The sequence below is a fragment of the Oceanisphaera arctica genome, assembly GCF_002936955.1.
GTDB classification, from domain to species: domain Bacteria; phylum Pseudomonadota; class Gammaproteobacteria; order Enterobacterales; family Aeromonadaceae; genus Oceanimonas; species Oceanimonas arctica.
This window is the reverse complement of record NZ_MPZM01000005.1, coordinates 1-18143: the sequence shown is the minus strand read 5'-3', so window position 1 is coordinate 18143 and position 18143 is coordinate 1. Positions and strand designations below refer to the sequence as shown.

Below are 18143 nucleotides of genomic sequence, written 5' to 3'. Positions count from 1 at the left end.
ATATCAATAAAGGAAATCACTAATGGCAGGGAACAGTATCGGCACCCTTTTTCGCGTTTCAACTTTCGGTGAGAGCCATGGCCTGGCCCTGGGCGCCGTGGTCGATGGCGTACCGCCGGGCATTGAACTGAGCGAAGAAGACTTGCAGCAGGATCTGGACCGGCGCAAGCCGGGTACCTCCCGTTTTACCACCCAGCGGCGGGAAGCGGATCAGGTCAAGATCCTGAGCGGCGTGTTTGAAGGCAAGACCACGGGCACCTCCATCGGGCTGCTGATCGAAAATACTGATCAGCGCTCCAAGGATTATTCCGACATCAAGGATCTGTTCCGTCCGGGCCATGCGGATTACACCTATCACCAGAAGTACGGCATTCGCGACTATCGCGGCGGTGGCCGTTCTTCGGCGCGGGAAACCGCGATGCGGGTGGCCGCCGGCGCCATCGCCAAGAAGGTGCTGGCCAAGTACGGCGTGTCCATCTTCGGGCACCTGACCCAACTGGGCCCAGTCAAGGCCGAGGCGTTCGACAAGAGTGTGATTGAAACCAATCCCTTCTTCTTTGCCGATGCAGGCAAGCTGGACGCGCTGGATCAATACATGCGTGACCTGAAAAAAGAAGGCAACTCCATCGGCGCCAAAATTCAGGTCGTGGCCCAGGGTGTGCCGGTCGGGTTGGGTGAGCCGGTGTTCGATCGTCTGGATGCCGACATCGCCCATGCGCTGATGAGCATCAATGCGGTCAAGGGCGTGGAAATCGGTGACGGCTTTGCGGTGGTGGAGCAAAAAGGCTCCGAGCACCGCGACGAGCTGCACCCGGACGGCTTTGCCAGCAACCATGCGGGCGGCATTCTGGGTGGTATTTCCAGCGGTCAGGACATCGTGGCCAGCATAGCGCTTAAGCCGACGTCCAGCATTATGGTGCCGGGTAATACCATCGACACTACCGGTGATGCGGCCGAGCTGGTGACCCGTGGTCGTCACGACCCCTGTGTGGGCATTCGTGCCGTGCCCATCGCCGAGGCGATGCTGGCCATAGTGCTGCTGGACCACTTGCTGCTCAACCGAGGCCAGAACGCCGAGGTACATACCGGAACGCCAAAGCTGAGTTAACAGGCAGGGTTAATTTTCCCCCTTGTTTACCCCCCGTAGCCGGGTAAAATGGCGGCCCTGAATCGAGGGCCGCTTTTTTATGTCATTTTGCTACCGGGATCTGATTTCCCTGTTTAACCACTGCTTTGCAGCCACGTACAATACCCGCCTCGAGCGGGGTGATGACGAACCCATCTATCTGCCGGCAGACGCCGAGGTGGATCATCATCGTATTGTGTTTGCGCATGGTTTTTTTGCCAGCGCCCTGCACGAGGTGGCCCACTGGCTGCTGGCGGGCGAGGCCCGGCGCACCCAGGTGGACTATGGCTACTGGTATTGCCCGGACGGTCGTGATGGCGAACAGCAGCAGCAGTTTGAAGGCGTGGAGATCAAACCCCAGGCCATCGAATGGGCGTTGTCGTTGTGTTGTGGTTTTCACTTCAACGTGAGCTGCGACAACCTCAACGGCAGCGTGGAGCCGGACAGGCACGCCTTCAAGGCGAAGGTACGGGAACAGGCGCTCTGTTATCTGGAGCAGGGCTTTCCGCCCCGAGCCCAGACGCTGATGGCGGCATTGCGACGTCATTACCGGCGCCCGGTACTCACGGCGGCCGACTTTAGCTAATACAAGAGGGCAGTGATGTTTAAGATTGGCTTGATTATCAATCCCCTGGCGGGGCTGGGCGGCAGTGTGGCGCTCAAGGGCAGCGACGGCATGGCCGAACAGGCGCTGGCGCTGGGGGCCGAACCCCGGGCGCTGAAGCGCACCCAGCTGGCGCTGGCCGAACTGAGGGCCCTCAAAGACAGATTCATGCTCTTCACCGTAGCCGGTGACATGGGTGAAACCGTCTGTCGCCAGTTGGACCTGCCCGTCGAAGTTTGTTATCAGCCCGCCAGCCCCACCACGGCCAACGACACCCGCAACGCGGTGACCTCGCTGGTGGAGCAAGGCATAGACTTGTTGCTGTTCGCCGGCGGCGACGGCACCGCACGGGATGTGTGCGCCGCCGCACCCGAAGGCCTCTGTGTATTGGGCATTCCCGCCGGGGTGAAAATTCACTCCGGCGTCTATGGTGTCACGCCCGCCGGCACCGGCCGCCTGTTGGCCATGCTGGTGCGTGGCGAGCCGGTCAGCCTGCTGGCAGCGGACGTGATGGACATCGACGAAGCCGCCTTTCGCGAAGGCCGGGTGCATGCCCGCCGTTACGGCGAAATGCTGATACCGGGTGACCTGAGCTACGTGCAGGCGGTCAAGGTATCCGGCGTGGAGTCCGACGAATTGGTGCTGACCGACATCGCCGACGACATCATAGAGCGGATGGAAGAACACGACGACTGCCATTTCATCATGGGCTCCGGCGGCACAGTGGCAGCGGTGATGGAACGGTTGGGGCTCGAGAATACCTTGCTGGGCGTGGATCTGGTTTACCAGAAGCGCCTGGTGGCTTCGGATCTGGACGCCAGAGGCCTGTATCAACAAATCAGGGACAAGAAATGCAAGCTGGTGATCACCCTGATAGGGGGCCAGGGCCATATTTTTGGCCGTGGCAATCAACAGCTGAGCCCCGAGGTGATCAAGGCCGTGGGGCGCGACAATATCTGGCTACTGGCGACCAAGACCAAGCTTAATTCGCTGCAAGGCCGCCCGTTGCGAGTGGACACCAATGATTTCGAACTGGACCGAGCGCTTGGCGGCCTGATACGCGTGATCACTGGCTATCATGATGAAGTTCTGGTGCGGGTGGCAAACCCGGAAGACGAGGCGCAATAAATGAATATTTTTGAATTTGAACGGCTGCTGCTGGCAGAAATCGACGGCAACATAGCAACCGCCACAGACGACCAGCTGTTTGCCGGTGGTTACCTGCGCGGACACATCACCCTGTCGGTCGCCCAGAGCGAAATAGCCGGCCGAAACCACATACGGGACGTAAAAGCCCGGGTCAACACCAGCCTCAACCAGGCCATTTTGAGCGGTGAGCTGAACGATGATGATCAGAAACTGGTGCAGTCATTCTGGGCGGACCTGGTCAGCAAGATAGAACAGACGGTCGCGACCGCCGAATAAGCGCGGCGCTGTAAAACACCCTATACCAAAGGCCGGAGCAATCCGGCCTTTTTGCGTCACAGGCATGGCGCCGTGGTTTATTGCCGTCATCTCCGCGAAGGCGGAGATCCATGGCATAGGGATAGAACACTGGATTCCCGCCTGCGCGGGAATGACGATAGAAGCCTCGGGAGGGTTGGGGAGGGGTTACTGTAGGCGTACAAAAGGAGCCTTTCGGCTCCTTTTTTCTTACGGTTAAACGCTGGGCGTTCAGGCGGTGATAATGCCGCGCTGGCGCAGTGCGTCTATGACCTGGTCGGCCGCTTCCTCGGCGCTGAGGCGGGTGGTATCCAGGTGGATTTCCGCCGCTTCCGGCTGCTCGTAGGCCGAGTCGATGCCGGTGAAGTTTTTCAGCTCGCCGCTTCGGGCCTTCTTGTACAGCCCCTTCACGTCACGCTCTTCGGCCACGTTCAGCGGGGTATCCACAAACACCTCGATGAACTCGCCGTCCTCCAGCTGCTCGCGGGCCATGCGGCGCTCGGCACGGAACGGAGAGATAAAGGCGGTCAGCACGATAAGTCCCGCATCTACCATCAGCTTCGACACTTCCGCCACCCGGCGGATGTTCTCTACCCGGTCGGCATCGGTAAAGCCCAGATCCTTGTTCAGACCGTGGCGTACGTTGTCGCCGTCCAGCAGGTAGGTGTGGCGGCCCTGGGCGTGCAGCTTTTTCTCCACCAGGTTGGCGATGGTCGACTTGCCGGCACCGGACAGGCCGGTAAACCACAGCACGCTAGGCTTCTGGCTCTTGGCCTGGGCGCGGGCGTCCTTGTTCACGTCCACATGCTGGTAGTGAATGTTCTGGCTGCGGCGCAGGGCAAAGTGCAGCATGCCGGCCGCCACCGTGGTGTTGCTCAGGCGGTCGATCAGAATAAAGCCGCCGGTGTCTTTATTGGTCTGGTAGTCATCGAAGGCGATGGCGCGGTCCAGACTCAGGTTACAGACGCCGATGCCGTTCAGCTCCAGCTGCTTGGCGGCGGTGTGCTCCAGGGTGTTGACGTTCACCTGATACTTGATGTCGGTGACGCTGGCGGTCACGGTCTGGGTGCCAATCTTCAACAGATAGGGGCGACCGGGTAGCAGGGCGTCGTCGTGCATCCACACCAGAGTGCTTTCAAACTGATCGGCGGTTTCGGCCGCCGCGTCGGCGATGGAGATCACATCACCACGCGAGATATCGATTTCATCTTTCAGGGTCAGGGTGACCGACTGGCCGGCTACCGCCTGCTCCAGATCGCCGCTATAGGTGACGATGCGATCGACCGAGCTTTCCTTGCCCGAGGGCTGAACCCGAATGCGGTCACCGGGCTTGATCATGCCGCTGGTGATCGAGCCGGAGAAGCCACGGAAGTCCAGATTGGGGCGGTTGACCCACTGTACCGGCAGACGGAAGGGCGCGCGCTGCATGCGGGTGTCGTCCACTTCCACGGTTTCCAGAAAGCCCATCAGGGTGGTGCCCTTGTACTTATCCGTCTGGTACCAGGTCATTCTGGGGCTGGGCTCAACGATGTTGTCGCCCTTGAACGCCGACATCGGAATGTAGGTGATGTTGGTCAGGCCCAGCTGTTCGGCAAACTGGCCGTATTCTTCGACGATGTCGTTAAAACGCTGCTCGGAATACTCGACCAGATCCATCTTGTTGATGGCCACCACAATCTGGCGAATGCCCAGCAGCGACATCAGGTAGCTGTGACGGCGGGTCTGGGTGAGGATGCCTTTACGGGCATCGACCATCAGAATGGCGGCGTCGGCGGTAGAGGCACCGGTGACCATGTTGCGGGTGTACTGCTCGTGCCCCGGGGTGTCGGCCACGATGAACTTGCGCTTGTCGGTAGAGAAAAAGCGATAGGCCACGTCGATGGTAATGCCCTGCTCGCGCTCGGCGGCGAGGCCGTCGACCAGCAGGGCAAAGTCGATATCGTCGCCCTGGGTGCCCCACTTCTTGGAGTCGGCCTCCATGGCGGCCAGCTGATCTTCAAACAGCATCTTGGACTCGAACAACAGACGCCCGATCAGGGTGCTTTTGCCGTCGTCCACGCTGCCACAGGTAATGAAACGCAGCAGACTCTTGTGCTCGTGGGCCTGCAGATATTGCTCGATATCGGAGGAGATGAGGTCGGATACGTGCGCCATTAGAAGTAGCCCTCTTGTTTTTTCTTTTCCATGGATGCGGCGGAGTCGTGGTCGATCATGCGGCCCTGACGTTCAGACGTTTTGGTGAGCAGCATTTCCTGAATGATGGCGGGCAGGGTGTCGGCCTCCGACTCCACGGCACCGGTCAGCGGATAACAACCCAGGGTACGGAAGCGCACGTTCTTCATCATCGGCACTTCTCCCTCTTTCAGCGGCATGCGCTCGTCATCCACCATGATCAGGGCACCGTCGCGTTCCACCACCGGGCGCTTGGCTGCGTAATACAGCGGCACGATGGGAATGTTTTCCAGGTGGATATACTGCCAGATATCCAGCTCGGTCCAGTTGGACAGCGGGAACACCCGAATCGACTCGCCCTTTTGCTTGCGGGCGTTATACAGCTTCCACAGCTCCGGGCGCTGGTTCTTGGGGTCCCAGCGGTGCTGAGCGGTACGGAACGAGAAAATACGCTCCTTGGCGCGGGATTTTTCTTCATCCCGGCGGGCACCACCAAAGGCGGCATCAAAGCCGTACTGGTCCAGAGCCTGCTTCAGGCCCTCGGTCTTGGTAATGTCGGTATGCACAGCCGAGCCGTGGGTGAAGGGGTTGATGTCCTTCTCTACAGCCTCGGGGTTGACGTGCACCAGCAAGTCCATGCCCAGCTTTTCTACCATCTGATCGCGGAATTCGTACATTTCGCGAAACTTCCAGCGGGTATCCACATGCAGCAGCGGAAAGGGCGGAAGGGAAGGGTAAAAGGCTTTCATGGCCAGATGCAACATCACGGCGCTGTCTTTACCGATGGAATAGAGCATGACCGGGTTGTCGGCCTCTGCCACTACTTCCCGCATGATGTGGATACTTTCGGCTTCCAGCCGTTGCAGATGCGTCAGATTCATATGTGATACCGCTCTCAATTATGGATTATACTAATAACCAAATGTTATAGATGATCTATGTATCCAGTCTATTTGATATATGGTTACAATGATAGCCCTGCTAAAGAGCGAGTGGTTATATATGTCGGCATATTTGGTATTAGCATCAATTGGCGCCTTACTGGCGCTGCTGATCCAGGGGCGAGTGTCACCGGCGGTGTTGTTTACCGGCTGGGCGGTGGGCTATGTGCTGCTGGGCGTAACAGAACAACAGGCGCTGCTGACCAGCTTTTCCAACCCGGCATTGATCACCCTGTTGGTGCTGATGCTGGTGTCGCTGGCGCTGGAGCGTTCGCCCCTGCTCGACCGGCTATCGGACACCCTGCTCAAGGGGCGCGAGTCGATGGCGAGCCTGCGGCTGATGGGCGTGACCGCCTTTCTTTCCGCCTTTCTCAACAACACCGCCGTGGTGGGCTCTTTGCTGGGGGTGATTTCACGGCAGCGTTACATTCCGGCTTCTCGACTACTGATCCCGCTGTCTTACGCCTCTATTCTGGGCGGCGTTACCACCCTGGTGGGCACCTCAACCAACCTGGTGGTGAACTCCTTCGTCATCAACGCCGGCTTGCCGCCGCTGGGCATGTTTCAGTTCACCATGGTCGGCTTGCCGGTGGCCTTGCTGTGCATACTGGGGCTGCTGTTCAGTGCCCGGTTGTTGCCGCAAAACCAGATGCTCGATCAGGAAACACCCCAGTCCTACTTTCTGGAAGCTCAGGTCATGGCCGACTCGCCGCTGATCGGCAACAGCATAGAAGCCAACCAGCTACGCAGTCTGGACGGACTCTTCCTGCTGGAAATAATGCGTCATGAACGGCTGCTAAGCCCGGTGTCGCCAGACGAAGTCTTGCAGCAGGGTGATGTGCTGGTCTTTACCGGTGAAGTGGAAAAGGTGCAGGCGTTGCAGCGCTTTCCCGGTTTGCAGCTGTTCGGCCACGGTGCGGATCGGCTGCTGGCCTCCAACCTGGTGGAAGTGGTGATCGCCAACGAGTCGGAACTGCCCAAACGCACCCTGCGCGAAGTGGACTTTCGCACCCTGTTCAACGCCGGTGTGGTGGGCATTCGCCGCGGCCGGCGCCGGCTGACCGGCCAGCTGGGGCAGATTCCGCTGCGGGTAGGCGACAGCCTTTTGCTGGCGGTGGGCCCCGACTTTACCGATCAGCGCAACATCGACAGCAACTTTCACGTGTTGAGCGGCACCCTGCAGCGACCCAAGCTGCGCAAAAACCAGAGCCTGCTGGCCTTTTGCGGCTTTGGCGTGGTCATTGCCCTGGCGGCGGCCGGGCTGGTGCCGCTGTTGAACGGCCTGCTGGTATTGCTGGCGGCGCTGCTGCTGACCCGCATTCTGACCATCAGCGAGCTGCGCCGACGCTTTCCGTTCGAGTTGTGGCTGATCATCGGCTCGGCGCTTACCGTGGCCAAGGCGCTGGAAAGCTCGGGCGGGGCACAACTGGTGGCCGACGCGGTGCGCAGCATCTGTAGCGGTTATGGGGTGTACGGTGCCTTTATCGGGGTATTCCTGATTACGCTGATCCTCACCGAAGTGGTGACCAACAACGCCGCTGCCGCCCTGGTGTTTCCCATCGGTTTATCTACCGCCAGTGCCTTTGGTGCCGACCCCATGCCCTTTATCATGGCGGTGGCCTTTGGCGCCAGTGCCTGCTTTATCATCCCGTTCGGCTACCAGACCCACCTGATGGTCTATTCGCCCGGGCGTTATCGCATGGTGGATTACCTGAAGGCGGGGCTGCCGATCAGCCTGCTGTATTCGGCGGGGGTGATCACCCTGGTGCCGCTTATGTTCCCGTTTTAATTGAACAGTGAAGGGAAAGGTGTGAGGGGGGAGATGTAAACAAGCGGGCACCGTTTCCCCCTCACGATCTTCCTGATTGAGCAATAAATCCGCAAACAGTCAGTGGCTTATTGCAATCAAACAGATCTTTGCTAAACTGGCCTTTCTTCGATGGTGACCCCGTTGGTCCTCTCGCATCAGAATCTTGTTTACCTGGCCAGGCCCGGAAGGGAGCAACCAAAGCAGGAACCTCTGAGTGCCGGGATGTGGCTGGCGGCGGTCACCTCCAATTTTCAGATGTTGTCGCTTGCACCATAAGCTGACATATTTCCAGTTAAAGCCGACATAAATTGCCCCATAAGCTGACATAGACTATTTTTGTAGTAGTAAAACTACAGATGGTAGCTTGGTTATGTATCGGCGTCGGTTGAAGCACTCCCGAGTAAAAAACCTCTTCCGTTTTGCAAGCGCCAAGATGCACGCTGTAATGACGGTAGAATCCTCTCTTGAATTTGATACCTGCTTCCACCTTGAGTATTCCCCCGGCATAGTTTCGTTTGAGGCACAACCTGAAGGCTTCTATTATAATTTCGAAGGTAAAAGGTTGCCCTACACGCCAGACTTCAAGGTCATCCCTTTACCCATAAGTCAGCCCAACAATTCCTTTGTCTCTTGTATGGCACGAACCATATCATGGCAACGCTCCAGGCCCAGCCACAGCGTTTGTAACCCGGGTTCTCCATCTCCCTTACGCCCTAAAAAACTACCGTAAGAGGCCACCAAGTGGAGCAGGGTTCTTAGGCTCGGGGCCTCTTTAGGCGGCGTTTTCCGTAACGTCGAAGCGTATATTATCCGCCATTCTTCTGGGTCAAAAACCAGTTCGCAGCTGTGCTCCGGCACCACGCGATTGAGCCGCATCAGGTACATCACTCGCCAAGCGACAATCATCTTGATTACCAGCAGCCGTTCCAGTTTTTCCCGGCTGCGCAGTTGCATCGACTCTACTCGACAGCCACTCTTTAACGTTTTGAAAAATAATTCAATTTCCCAACAGCACAGGTACCAGTTGAGCAGTTCCTGAGCGCCGGATAGCGTCTCTACCTGGATGTTACTGAGCAGTATCCAGCTGACTGGCGTTGCCCCCGCTGGGGCGCTCTGTTCTTCTGCCATCACCACGGTGATGGGCAACTGCTGTTGTTTCAACTCCACCCGGGCGACACGGATGCTCAGGGTGACCGACCTGGAGGGGCGTTTTCTCCCCTTGGGCAAGGTAAAGCGTACCTCACCTAATGCCGGCTCCGCCGCGACGACCTCCTTGAGCTTGCGCCCGGTGGTATCTTGCAGACACAGTACGGTGTTGTGCTCTGCCGCCCGGGCCAGAGTGCTGTCCCAATGAGGCTGGAGCAAGGTATCCCAGCTGATATCCTGCTCCAGCAGGCGATAAGTTGCTTTGGTTTCACTCCAGCCACGGTAAGCGGCGGCTATGTTTGAGTTAATCGTTGAAAGCTATACTTGAACCAGTCACCTCGTGGGAGACTGAGAGATGAAAAGTACAGATTTTGCCCAACTTAAACGCCACCTGACTGAGCTCCAACCCCGGCAACGGCATGAACTGCTGATGCTGCTTCAGCAACCAGACTCGTTTCCCGAGCTTCTAATTTCACTACTTCATTCAATCAGCTTATAAAAGCTGGAAAGATTAAGCGGCAGGTAAAATAAAAAAACATTGGCTACGAGTTAAGAGCACATAACAAGAGGTTCAAGCCGCTCGCTTTGTTCACTCAGGATGGGCTAAAGCCGGCCATTTAATAAAACGTTATATGTAAAGTGATTTTCTTATTAAAAACAAGATAAACCCATCACTTTAGTTGCAAGAAATCATGACAATGCTATTGAGCTTGGTACTAATAAACTCCGCTTTGTTCTCATCTAAAATTCTGTTCCAGGCGGCTGCAAGAGTTGGGTTCGTATGGGGCTTGTGAAAGTTGCTACAGTTCTTGAGCGCCAGACGCATATTGTCTACAATAGCGCACTATTTATTTACCTCAGGTTGAACATGAACGACACTAACTCGCTACCCGCTTTACCGGATCGCCTTTCGGTTAACCCCCGCAGCCCACACCATGTGGCAGAGATTTTCGAGCACAACATCGGTATTCGACTTAACGGCAAAGAGCGTTCCGACGTCGAAGAATATTGCATCAGTGAAGGTTGGGTGAAAATTCCGTCGCCTAAAGCCCTGGATCGTCGCGGACAACCGATGCTGATTACGCTGAAAGGGACTGTTGAAGCCTTTTATAGTTAAGTGGTTTTATACCACTTACTATCGTCACTAAAAGAGGGCCTGGAGAAATTCAGGCTCTTTTTTTGCATGTGCCATGATGTATTGATGTCACTCAACCAGATGTTGCTTTAATGTTGTGCCTCAAAATGTTTTTTAATCTACAATGATGTGTTGTACATGGCAGAAAAGGAAATGATCTAATGAGTTCAAAAAAAGAAAGAGATATTGAAAAAGCATATTCCACACCTGAGTTTGTCGCTAAATTGAGACGTTTGGCAGACGCATTGGAGAGCGGTAAACAATTCGAGATACAGATAGCCGGTGAAAGGATTTATGTTCCCGTTCGTGCCGAGTACAGTGTTGAGCACGAGCGAGGAGATTCAGAAGAAGAAATAGAATTTCAGATAAAATGGACCCTAGAATAACTTCATCATTAAAAGTTAATATAACGAGTGACAGCTTTCCAAAACGCTTATGGCGGGCGTGCGGAGGCAGCATGCGTAACAAAAAATGGATAGCACTGTTTGGTGTGCCGTTGCTTGTAGTCGCCATATCCTGGATATTTTTTTACCACGAGTGCGCGGCGGGTGGAGCCATGGGGGCTTGGTACAAGGAGTGCTCGTGTCGTGGCATTGAGCGCCTTGACTTCGACAACACGGCGTCGGATGGTCCTCTTCGAACGGTTTGCTTCGGCTGGGTCGCCGCGCGCACTTGCTATCGAGGTCGTGGTGGGACGGAGATGCCATGTGATGAAGTAGACCAATGACGCCGCGGCTTATCACCGACGTTAAGCACACAAGGAATTCGAGTTAAGTAATGAAATCGAAAATTTCATGCGAGCCTGCCGAACAGGGAACGTAGATAAGCTTTCGAAGGCGATTGCGAGTGGAATTGATGTTGAATGCCTGGATAAAAATAAAATAACCAGTTTGATCTGGGCTGGAAGAAAAGGGAAGCTTGAATCAGCCAAGGTGTTGTTAGCAGCGGGTGCTGACATGGAGCACGGCGATAACAGAAACAGAACGTCATTGTTTCATGCAGTCACTTATGATCGCCAAGAGTATGTAAGATATCTTGTTTCCAGGGGGGAAGATGTTAATGTTACAGATACTCATGGTTGGTCACCACTGGACTATGCAGTATCAGATAGGCTCGAAGCTATGGTAGATTTATTAACCGAGTTTGGTGGAGTGTCAAGCAGAAATTATTAACCACAAAAATAATAGGATCAGGCCTTACATTTTACACTTGGCCAAACCAGTACCGATAAGGACCAAACAATACGAATGTGAATGGAGCGGTTATTATATTAAAACTGTATAATGTAAAATCTCCTCCGATTTCTTGTATTGCAGAGTTCGGTGGGTTCAAATGAAAGCATGGCGTTCATATGCTTTTCATTTTTCTGCGGTTATCATCGCAAATAATATTACCAGTAGTTTAAATGTACAGGGAACAAATAGATGAATAACAAACAAAATTTTATAGCCCACCTTCAAACTTCATTCAGAGATTATTTCACTGTAGTAAAACAATCACCTATAGAGCGAGCTCAAGCTAAAAGTTATATTAATGGCTTGATGGTGGCAGGAAAAATATTTGGCATCAGCTCCGATGAACTACAACAGATCTTATCACAAGAGCAAAGCTTCAGATCAACCCCAGTAACGCAAGATGACAGATATAATAGTGAGATAATAAACATCCCTGCTTATATTCGAAATCCAATGCAACACTCAAAATAGTCAGGGGAAATAACGGGATCAGGCTTTACACTTAGCAAAGCAATGGCCAAACAATGTGAATTCTAATGGGGGAGATTAAATATGATGAAAGTGTGAAATGTAAGGCCTGGCCTTGGTTTTTTTCAAAGGTGAGCGTTATTATTTTGCAGCTAGATACTGAGGTAATACTATGAAAGGTGGCTGATATGAAGGTTAAGCTAAAGAGAACACTTCTGTTCTATTTCTACCTAAGTCTTTCGCTTTGTACAACGCAGTGTCGGCCTCATTTACAGCTTCCTCAAAAGACATTTCTTCATCGAATAAACTAATGCCAACACTTATTGTTAATGGCTTCCCGTCAATTAATATTGTACTTACGGAATTGTGTAGTCTGTTCGCAAAAATCACTGCCTGCTCTAAGTCCGTGTCAGGTAATAAAATTAAAAATTCCTCCCCTCCATACCGAGAAATTAAATCTCTTTTCCTTCCGCAGTTCATTAATACGCGACCAAGCTCTTTTAATACTCTATCTCCTTCTGTATGGCCATAGTTGTCATTAATGCTCTTAAAAAAATCTATATCTATCATTAGTATCGATATTGGGTGTTGGTCGCTAGTCAACTGCGATAATACAAATGTTGATCGAGATTTAATTTCTCGTCTATTTAGCAGGCCAGTTAACTCATCAATAGATGCCAACTCTTTTAACTCTTTAGTTTGTAACTCCAATTTCTCACGAGCTTGAATAAGCTCATCATATAATTTATTTCTATTACTGGCAGTAAAAAAACTCCAATAAATTTTTTTATTTGCATCCACCTTTGCGTTAACAGTAATAGGGATGCGCTTACCGTTTCCATTTACAATGCTTAATTGTATTTCTTCGCAATTCTTTTCATGTAATAACATAGGCATTAAATAACTTTGATAAAAAACTTTAGATGCCTTGGTTAAAATTATTTCGACCTTATGACCAATAAGGAGGTTTATATCCCAATAAAGTTCATTAGCAAAGTATGCATTCACATTAAGAATGACATGCTCAGCATCAGTGACTAACGCACCACAAGGTAAATTATCCAGCGTAAAACAAGGATCTATATTGGTAAGGTTATTTTTCATTAATATATTTTATTAACAGAGATGAAATTAATTCTGGGTGAGTCATATGTAAACAATGACCTTCCGCTTCAATCACTTCTAGTGATGAACACGGTATTTCGTTATGTATGTATTCGCCAATTGACTTGGCGGCTAACGCATCATTTTCACTTTGAAATATCAACGTTGGGTGCTTAGCGTGATGTAAATTCGCTCTGTGATCAGAAAAAAATGTCGCTTTGGCAAAGCTTTTGGCAATGACTGGATCAGTAGAGCAGAAACTACCTGAAAGTTCGCCAATCAGCGTTTCTGAATTATTAACGCCCATCACTAAAGGTGCTAAATATTCAGCCCAACCAATGTAGTTTTTATCCATCAAACTTAACAATTCATGTAGGTCAGCTTCATCAAAACCACCAAAATAATCAGGAGGATAATTCAAAAAACAAGGTGATGGGCATACCATGACCAGTTTGGCGAAATGTTCTGGTTTTTTAATGGAGGCCAATAAACCTATGATGCTACTGACAGAGTGACCAATTAAAGTGACATTATTTAGCGATAATGCTTCGCATATATCAATAATATCTTCGGCATACCCTTCTAATGTATTATATTTTTGGGGCTTAAACTGCGATATGTCAGACTTGCCGGATCCTACATAATCAAACAGAATGACTTTATAATCATCTTTAACATACGGAAATAAAAATCGCCACACATTTTGGTCGCAGCCAAATCCGTGTGCTAATAATAACGTGGTGTTACCTTCACCTAAAACGGTAACATTATTTCTTTTTAACACATCATCACAATAGTTCATAGTTGTAGCTCTAATGTTAAATTTCAAGGTGTAGAACCTGAGGTATCCCCACTAAATTACTAGTTATAACAAAAGGACAAGGTTCAAAACATAATATGAGGGAGCATTCAGTGTTCAGCTAAATCGACAAAAATCACTGAGACCTAACATTATGAATGCTAGTGTTATTTTACCAATGTCGTTTCATTTGTCACACCTTTTACTTATTACTTCAATATTATTTTGGTTTTATTAGATTATTGATCAAGCAGTGTGAGGTCGCGAACGTTTTTTGAACAAAAAGAGTTCTGGTTGGCGAGATCTATTGGTTATTATCTTATACTCCCTTTTGCGAGAATTCTATACACATTGAGACCTTTAAAACCCATTTCCAGCCGGTGGAAGACCCATGGTTGACGCATCAGCGTTTATAATTTGAACAGTCCATTAGTTTTAATAAATAATCGTCATTCAGATAGCAAAGCTTTCTTTTGTTCACCATGCTCAGTCGGTGCGATGTGCTGGTCGAAATTTCTACTATTTACTCTCTTGTGGCGAAGGAGATAAGGCCAACCGTTCATCTTGCTGCTTGACCGATCGAGGATTGATCAGGTTGAGTGAAAAGTGATCATACGTCGCCCTTGGGTATCTGCCCCTGATACTGTTTAGTCAGCAGCGGCATGGCTTAAATATACCTGCGATAGTTTAAGCCGATGCCACGGGCGTTATGTTTTTGACTTCATCGCGCAGGCCGGGGCCGGTCGGGAATTTGTGCCACTATTCTGGTGTAAAACAAGGGTGACGTTAAAAAACAGGGAGTCCGCTATGCTCGAGTTTCGCCAGGTCTACAAGACCTACACGACCCCCCAGGGGCCGCTGAGCGTGTTGTCAGGCGTGGACTTGCACCTTGGCGCCGGTGAAAGTCTGGCGCTGATGGGGGAGTCGGGCTGCGGCAAGTCGACGCTGTTGCACCTGGCCGCGGGGCTCGACCTGCCCGACCAGGGCGAGGTATACATCGGTAATCAGTCTCTGGCCAGCCTGGATGAACCCGGCCGGGCGCGCGTCAGACGCGAAACTATCGGCCTGGTGTTTCAGCAGTTTCATTTGGTCGCCAGCCTCAACGTGGCCGACAATTTGCGCCTGCAGGCCCGGCTGGCGGGGCGTGAAGATCCAGCCTGGTCGGCCAGGCTGCTGGAGCGACTGGGTCTGGCCGGGCGCGAGCGCCATTATCCCGAGCAGCTGTCTGGCGGTCAGCAACAGCGTTTGGCCATTGGTCGCGCGCTGGCGCCTCGCCCGGCCTTGTTGCTGGCCGATGAGCCCACCGGCAATCTGGATGAAACCACCGCCGAAGTGGTGCTCACACTGCTGCTGGAGCTGGTTGCCGAAAGCGGCAGTAGCCTGTTGATGGTGACGCACAGCCCCAAGGTCGCGGCCCCGCTGGATCGTCGTTTAACCCTGCGCCGTGGCCAGCTGCTGGTCGATCCCGCCGAGAGCCGCTTGCCATGCGCTTGATGATGGTGGCGTTGGCGACGCTGTTATCGCACTATCGGCGCCACCCCGGTCAGCTGGCCATGCTGCTGTTGGGGCTCTGGGTTGCGGGGGCGCTATGGAGTGGTGTACAGGCCATTAATGCCTCGGCGCGAGACAACTATGCTCGGGCAGAGGCACTACTGGGCAGCGGCTTCGATCGCCTCGAACGTGAGGATGGCCAGGCACTGACCCGAGACGACTTCATTCAGCTGCGCCGGGCAGGTGTACTGGTCTCGCCACTGCTTGAGGGCGAGCTTGTTACCGACAGCGGCAAGAAAATCACCCTCATTGGTATCGATCCACTTACCTTGCCCGGCAACAGCACCCTGGCCCGCACCCGAGTGCCGGGTCAGCTGCAGGACTTTCTTTTGCCCCCCTGGCAGACCCGCCTGGCGCCAGATACCCGCTCCCAGCTGGGTACTCAGCCAACACTGCACGGTGGCACGCCGTTTCCCCCCATGATGGAGGTGCCCGAACTGCCGCCCAATACCCTGGTGATGGATATCGCCATCGCCGCCCGGCTGCTGGGCGGCGGCGATGGTATCACCACGCTGGTCAGCGCCGTGGATGCGCTGCCTGCGGCTCCCGACGGATTCATCCTGGTTCGCGCCGATGCCCGGGCGGGCCCCGGTGAGCTGACCCAAAGTTTTCATCTCAACCTGACGGCCATGGCGATGCTTGCCCTGATTGTCGGCTTGTTTATCGTTCAGGCTGCGCTGGGGCTGGCGCTGGAGCAACGCCTGGGGCTGTTGCGCACGCTACGTGCCCTTGGCGTGTCTGGCCGCACCCTGGTTACCTTGCTGGCACTGGAGCTTGTGCTGCTGGGGCTGTTTGGCGCGCTGGCAGGGCTGGTAAGCGGGTTGTGGCTGGCCAAAACACTGCTGCCTGACGTAGCCGCCACGCTGCAAAGCCTTTATGGTGCCGACGTCAGCGACACGCTCAGCCTGCCCTGGCATTACTGGCTGGGCGGTATTGGGGTGACGCAGGGTGGCCTCTTCATTGCCGGCAGTGGCGTGCTGTGGCGGGCAAGCCGTATCAGTCTGCTGGGGCTCGGTCAGGCGCAGGCGTGGCGAGCCGGTTTTCAGCGTCAGCTGCGGGTGCAAGCACGGTTGGGCGGGGTGGCTGGGCTGTCGGCGCTGGTGCTCGGGCTATGGCTGGTTACCCGGCCCAGCGGCGAGGGGCTGGGAGCAGGTTTCGGCCTGGTCGCGGCCATCATCCTGGCCGCTGCCCTGTGGCTGCCACCGTTGCTGGCTTTGGTACTGTCCTTGTCGCTCGGCGGGCTGACACGCCTGGCTCGCAGCTGGCCACTTACCCAGTGGGCCCTGGCCGATTTACAACTGCAGTTGCCACGGCTGTCGCTGGCCATGATGGCGCTGCTGATTGCGCTTGCTGCCAACCTGGGCGTCAGCAGCATGGTCGGCGGTTTTCGTCTGACTTTTCTCGACTGGCTCGATCAGCGGCTGACGGCGGATCTTTACTTCAAGCCGCCGGCGGCCCGGTTCGCCGATATCGATACCTGGCTTGCCCGGCACGATGCGGTCAAGGAGCGGCTGATCACCGCCGACGCCGAATCGCAGCTGCTCGAAATCACCACGGGCAAGGGCGATCCCCGTCGTCCGGGCCTGCCGCTACCGGTGTTTGGCATCACGCCGGGCCAAACGCTGATGGCGGACTGGCCGCTGCTCGCCACCCTGGGTGATCGGGATGCCGCCTGGCAGGCGCTCCAGCACGGCGAGGCCTTTATCAACGAGCAGCTGGCCCGGGGTGAGGGCATCGTATTGGGAGACCGGCTAAGCTTGGCCACGTCCGGGGGCGTCGAATCGGTCACAGTGGTGGGCATCTACCCCGATTACGGCAACCCGCGGGGCGAGGTGGTGCTGGCCACGCCGCAGGTACGGCGGTTGTTCAAGGTGCCGCCGGTCTCCATCGGCATTGTGATGCAGTCTGGTGAAGATGCCGGTTTGCTACGCCAGCAGCTGATCGACCGTTTCGACCTGACGCCGCACAGTTTGCGAGACCAGCGCGAGGTCAAGGCCACGGCAACCGCCATTTTCGAGCGCACCTTTGCCATCACCCGGGCGTTGAATGCCCTGACCCTTGCCGTGGCGGCGTTGGCGCTGCTGGCGACCCTGCTGGCTCAAGCCCAGGAACGACGCCGGCGTATGGCAGCACTGTGGGCGATTGGGGTGCCACTGCGTCGGCTGCTTGGCATACAGCTGGCTCAGCTGGCCGGTGCCGCCCTGGTCACGGGCCTGCTGGCCATTCCCCTGGGTATCGCCATTACCGCCTGTCTGGTGTGGGGCATCAATGTGGCCGCCTTTGGTTGGCGGCTGCCGCTGCACATTTTTCCCGGCGAGATGAGCCTGACCCTGATCACCGCCGTGCTGGTCGCCCTGCTGGCGGCGGGTCTGCCGATGTTCAAGCTGTGGCGCACGCCGCCCCGGTCACTGCTGGCCGAGGAGGACACCTGATGATCAAACGGTGGCACCAGAGCCCACTGAGTCGAGGTTTATCCGTGCTATGCCTGTTGCTGCTCGGGGCCTGCGGCCCGGTTTCTGTACCTGAAGCGGATAACGGTACGGATGTTAATGGCGGCAGAGCCGGCTTTTCCGGTCTGGGCGCATCAAGCCAGGGCTATGCTCACGCCA

16 protein-coding genes and 1 other RNA gene are annotated in these 18143 nt (G+C 54.4%); 12 read left to right on the top strand and 5 right to left on the bottom strand.

Features of this window, described 5'->3' with window-relative positions; translation table 11 throughout:
- Window positions 1-22: 22 nt before the first annotated feature.
- The 4 genes from aroC to UN63_RS03615 all read left to right on the top strand — a co-directional run bounded on the left by aroC (window position 23) and on the right by UN63_RS03615 (window position 3155).
- Window positions 23-1108: a chorismate synthase gene (gene aroC / locus UN63_RS03630; RefSeq protein ID WP_104485425.1), complete on the top strand. Its 1086-nt coding sequence runs from the start codon at window positions 23-25 to the stop codon at window positions 1106-1108.
- A 79-nt stretch (window positions 1109-1187) separates the two neighbouring features.
- Complete coding sequence (locus UN63_RS03625; protein WP_104485424.1) at window positions 1188-1712, top strand: elongation factor P hydroxylase; 525 nt, start codon at window positions 1188-1190, stop codon at window positions 1710-1712.
- A 15-nt stretch (window positions 1713-1727) separates the two neighbouring features.
- On the top strand, window positions 1728-2858 hold the full coding sequence (locus UN63_RS03620) for an ATP-NAD kinase family protein (protein ID WP_104485423.1): 1131 nt from the start codon (window positions 1728-1730) through the stop codon (window positions 2856-2858).
- Complete coding sequence (locus tag UN63_RS03615; RefSeq protein WP_104485422.1) at window positions 2859-3155, top strand: YfcL family protein; 297 nt, start codon at window positions 2859-2861, stop codon at window positions 3153-3155.
- A gap of 249 nt (window positions 3156-3404) precedes the next feature.
- Here UN63_RS03615 and cysN read toward each other — a convergent pair whose 3' ends face one another.
- Together cysN and cysD are read right to left on the bottom strand one after the other, a co-directional pair.
- On the bottom strand, window positions 3405-5327 hold the full coding sequence (cysN, locus tag UN63_RS03610; protein WP_104485421.1) for a sulfate adenylyltransferase subunit CysN: 1923 nt from the start codon (window positions 5325-5327) through the stop codon (window positions 3405-3407).
- Window positions 5327-6226: a sulfate adenylyltransferase subunit CysD gene (gene cysD, locus UN63_RS03605; protein ID WP_104485420.1), complete on the bottom strand. Its 900-nt coding sequence runs from the start codon at window positions 6224-6226 to the stop codon at window positions 5327-5329. Before cysD ends, cysN begins: the two co-directional genes overlap by 1 nt.
- 121 nt (window positions 6227-6347) lie before the next feature.
- Between cysD and UN63_RS03600 the strand changes: the two genes are divergently transcribed.
- Both UN63_RS03600 and ffs read left to right on the top strand, forming a co-directional pair.
- Window positions 6348-8075 carry an SLC13 family permease gene (locus tag UN63_RS03600; RefSeq protein WP_104485419.1) on the top strand — a complete coding sequence of 576 codons (1728 nt, stop codon included), beginning with the start codon at window positions 6348-6350 and terminating at the stop codon, window positions 8073-8075.
- 160 nt (window positions 8076-8235) lie between these two features.
- Window positions 8236-8333: signal recognition particle sRNA small type (ffs, locus tag UN63_RS03595), an RNA gene on the top strand.
- A 369-nt stretch (window positions 8334-8702) separates the two neighbouring features.
- Here ffs and UN63_RS03590 read toward each other — a convergent pair.
- Window positions 8703-9461: an IS4 family transposase gene (locus UN63_RS03590; protein WP_104485418.1), complete on the bottom strand. Its 759-nt coding sequence runs from the start codon at window positions 9459-9461 to the stop codon at window positions 8703-8705.
- Between the two features lie 649 nt (window positions 9462-10110).
- On the opposite strand from UN63_RS03590, the gene UN63_RS03585 reads away from it, so the two are divergent.
- From UN63_RS03585 to UN63_RS16925, 4 genes are all read left to right on the top strand, one after another.
- Window positions 10111-10359 (top strand): DUF3297 family protein, encoded by a 249-nt coding sequence (locus UN63_RS03585; RefSeq protein ID WP_104485529.1) that lies wholly within the window; start codon window positions 10111-10113, stop codon window positions 10357-10359.
- A gap of 179 nt (window positions 10360-10538) precedes the next feature.
- Complete coding sequence (locus tag UN63_RS03580) at window positions 10539-10763, top strand: amphi-Trp domain-containing protein (protein ID WP_104485417.1); 225 nt, start codon at window positions 10539-10541, stop codon at window positions 10761-10763.
- A 408-nt stretch (window positions 10764-11171) separates the two neighbouring features.
- Window positions 11172-11549, top strand: coding sequence for an ankyrin repeat domain-containing protein (locus UN63_RS03575; RefSeq protein ID WP_104485416.1), 378 nt, complete (start codon window positions 11172-11174; stop codon window positions 11547-11549).
- 252 nt (window positions 11550-11801) lie between these two features.
- Entirely contained in the window at window positions 11802-12083 is a 282-nt protein-coding gene (locus UN63_RS16925; protein WP_146084710.1) for a hypothetical protein, read from the top strand.
- A 192-nt stretch (window positions 12084-12275) separates the two neighbouring features.
- Here the strand turns inward: UN63_RS16925 and UN63_RS03570 are convergent, their stop codons facing one another.
- Window positions 12276-13184 carry a sensor domain-containing diguanylate cyclase gene (locus UN63_RS03570; protein WP_104485415.1) on the bottom strand — a complete coding sequence of 303 codons (909 nt, stop codon included), beginning with the start codon at window positions 13182-13184 and terminating at the stop codon, window positions 12276-12278.
- On the bottom strand, window positions 13174-14013 hold the full coding sequence (locus tag UN63_RS03565) for an alpha/beta fold hydrolase (protein WP_229793514.1): 840 nt from the start codon (window positions 14011-14013) through the stop codon (window positions 13174-13176). The genes UN63_RS03570 and UN63_RS03565 overlap by 11 nt, the downstream gene beginning before the upstream one ends.
- A gap of 777 nt (window positions 14014-14790) precedes the next feature.
- Between UN63_RS03565 and UN63_RS03560 the strand changes: the two genes are divergently transcribed.
- Both UN63_RS03560 and UN63_RS03555 read left to right on the top strand, forming a co-directional pair.
- On the top strand, window positions 14791-15477 hold the full coding sequence (locus tag UN63_RS03560; RefSeq protein WP_104485413.1) for an ABC transporter ATP-binding protein: 687 nt from the start codon (window positions 14791-14793) through the stop codon (window positions 15475-15477).
- Window positions 15468-17966 carry an ABC transporter permease gene (locus UN63_RS03555; RefSeq protein ID WP_219821060.1) on the top strand — a complete coding sequence of 833 codons (2499 nt, stop codon included), beginning with the start codon at window positions 15468-15470 and terminating at the stop codon, window positions 17964-17966. The genes UN63_RS03560 and UN63_RS03555 overlap by 10 nt, the downstream gene beginning before the upstream one ends.
- Window positions 17967-18143 lie beyond the last annotated feature (177 nt).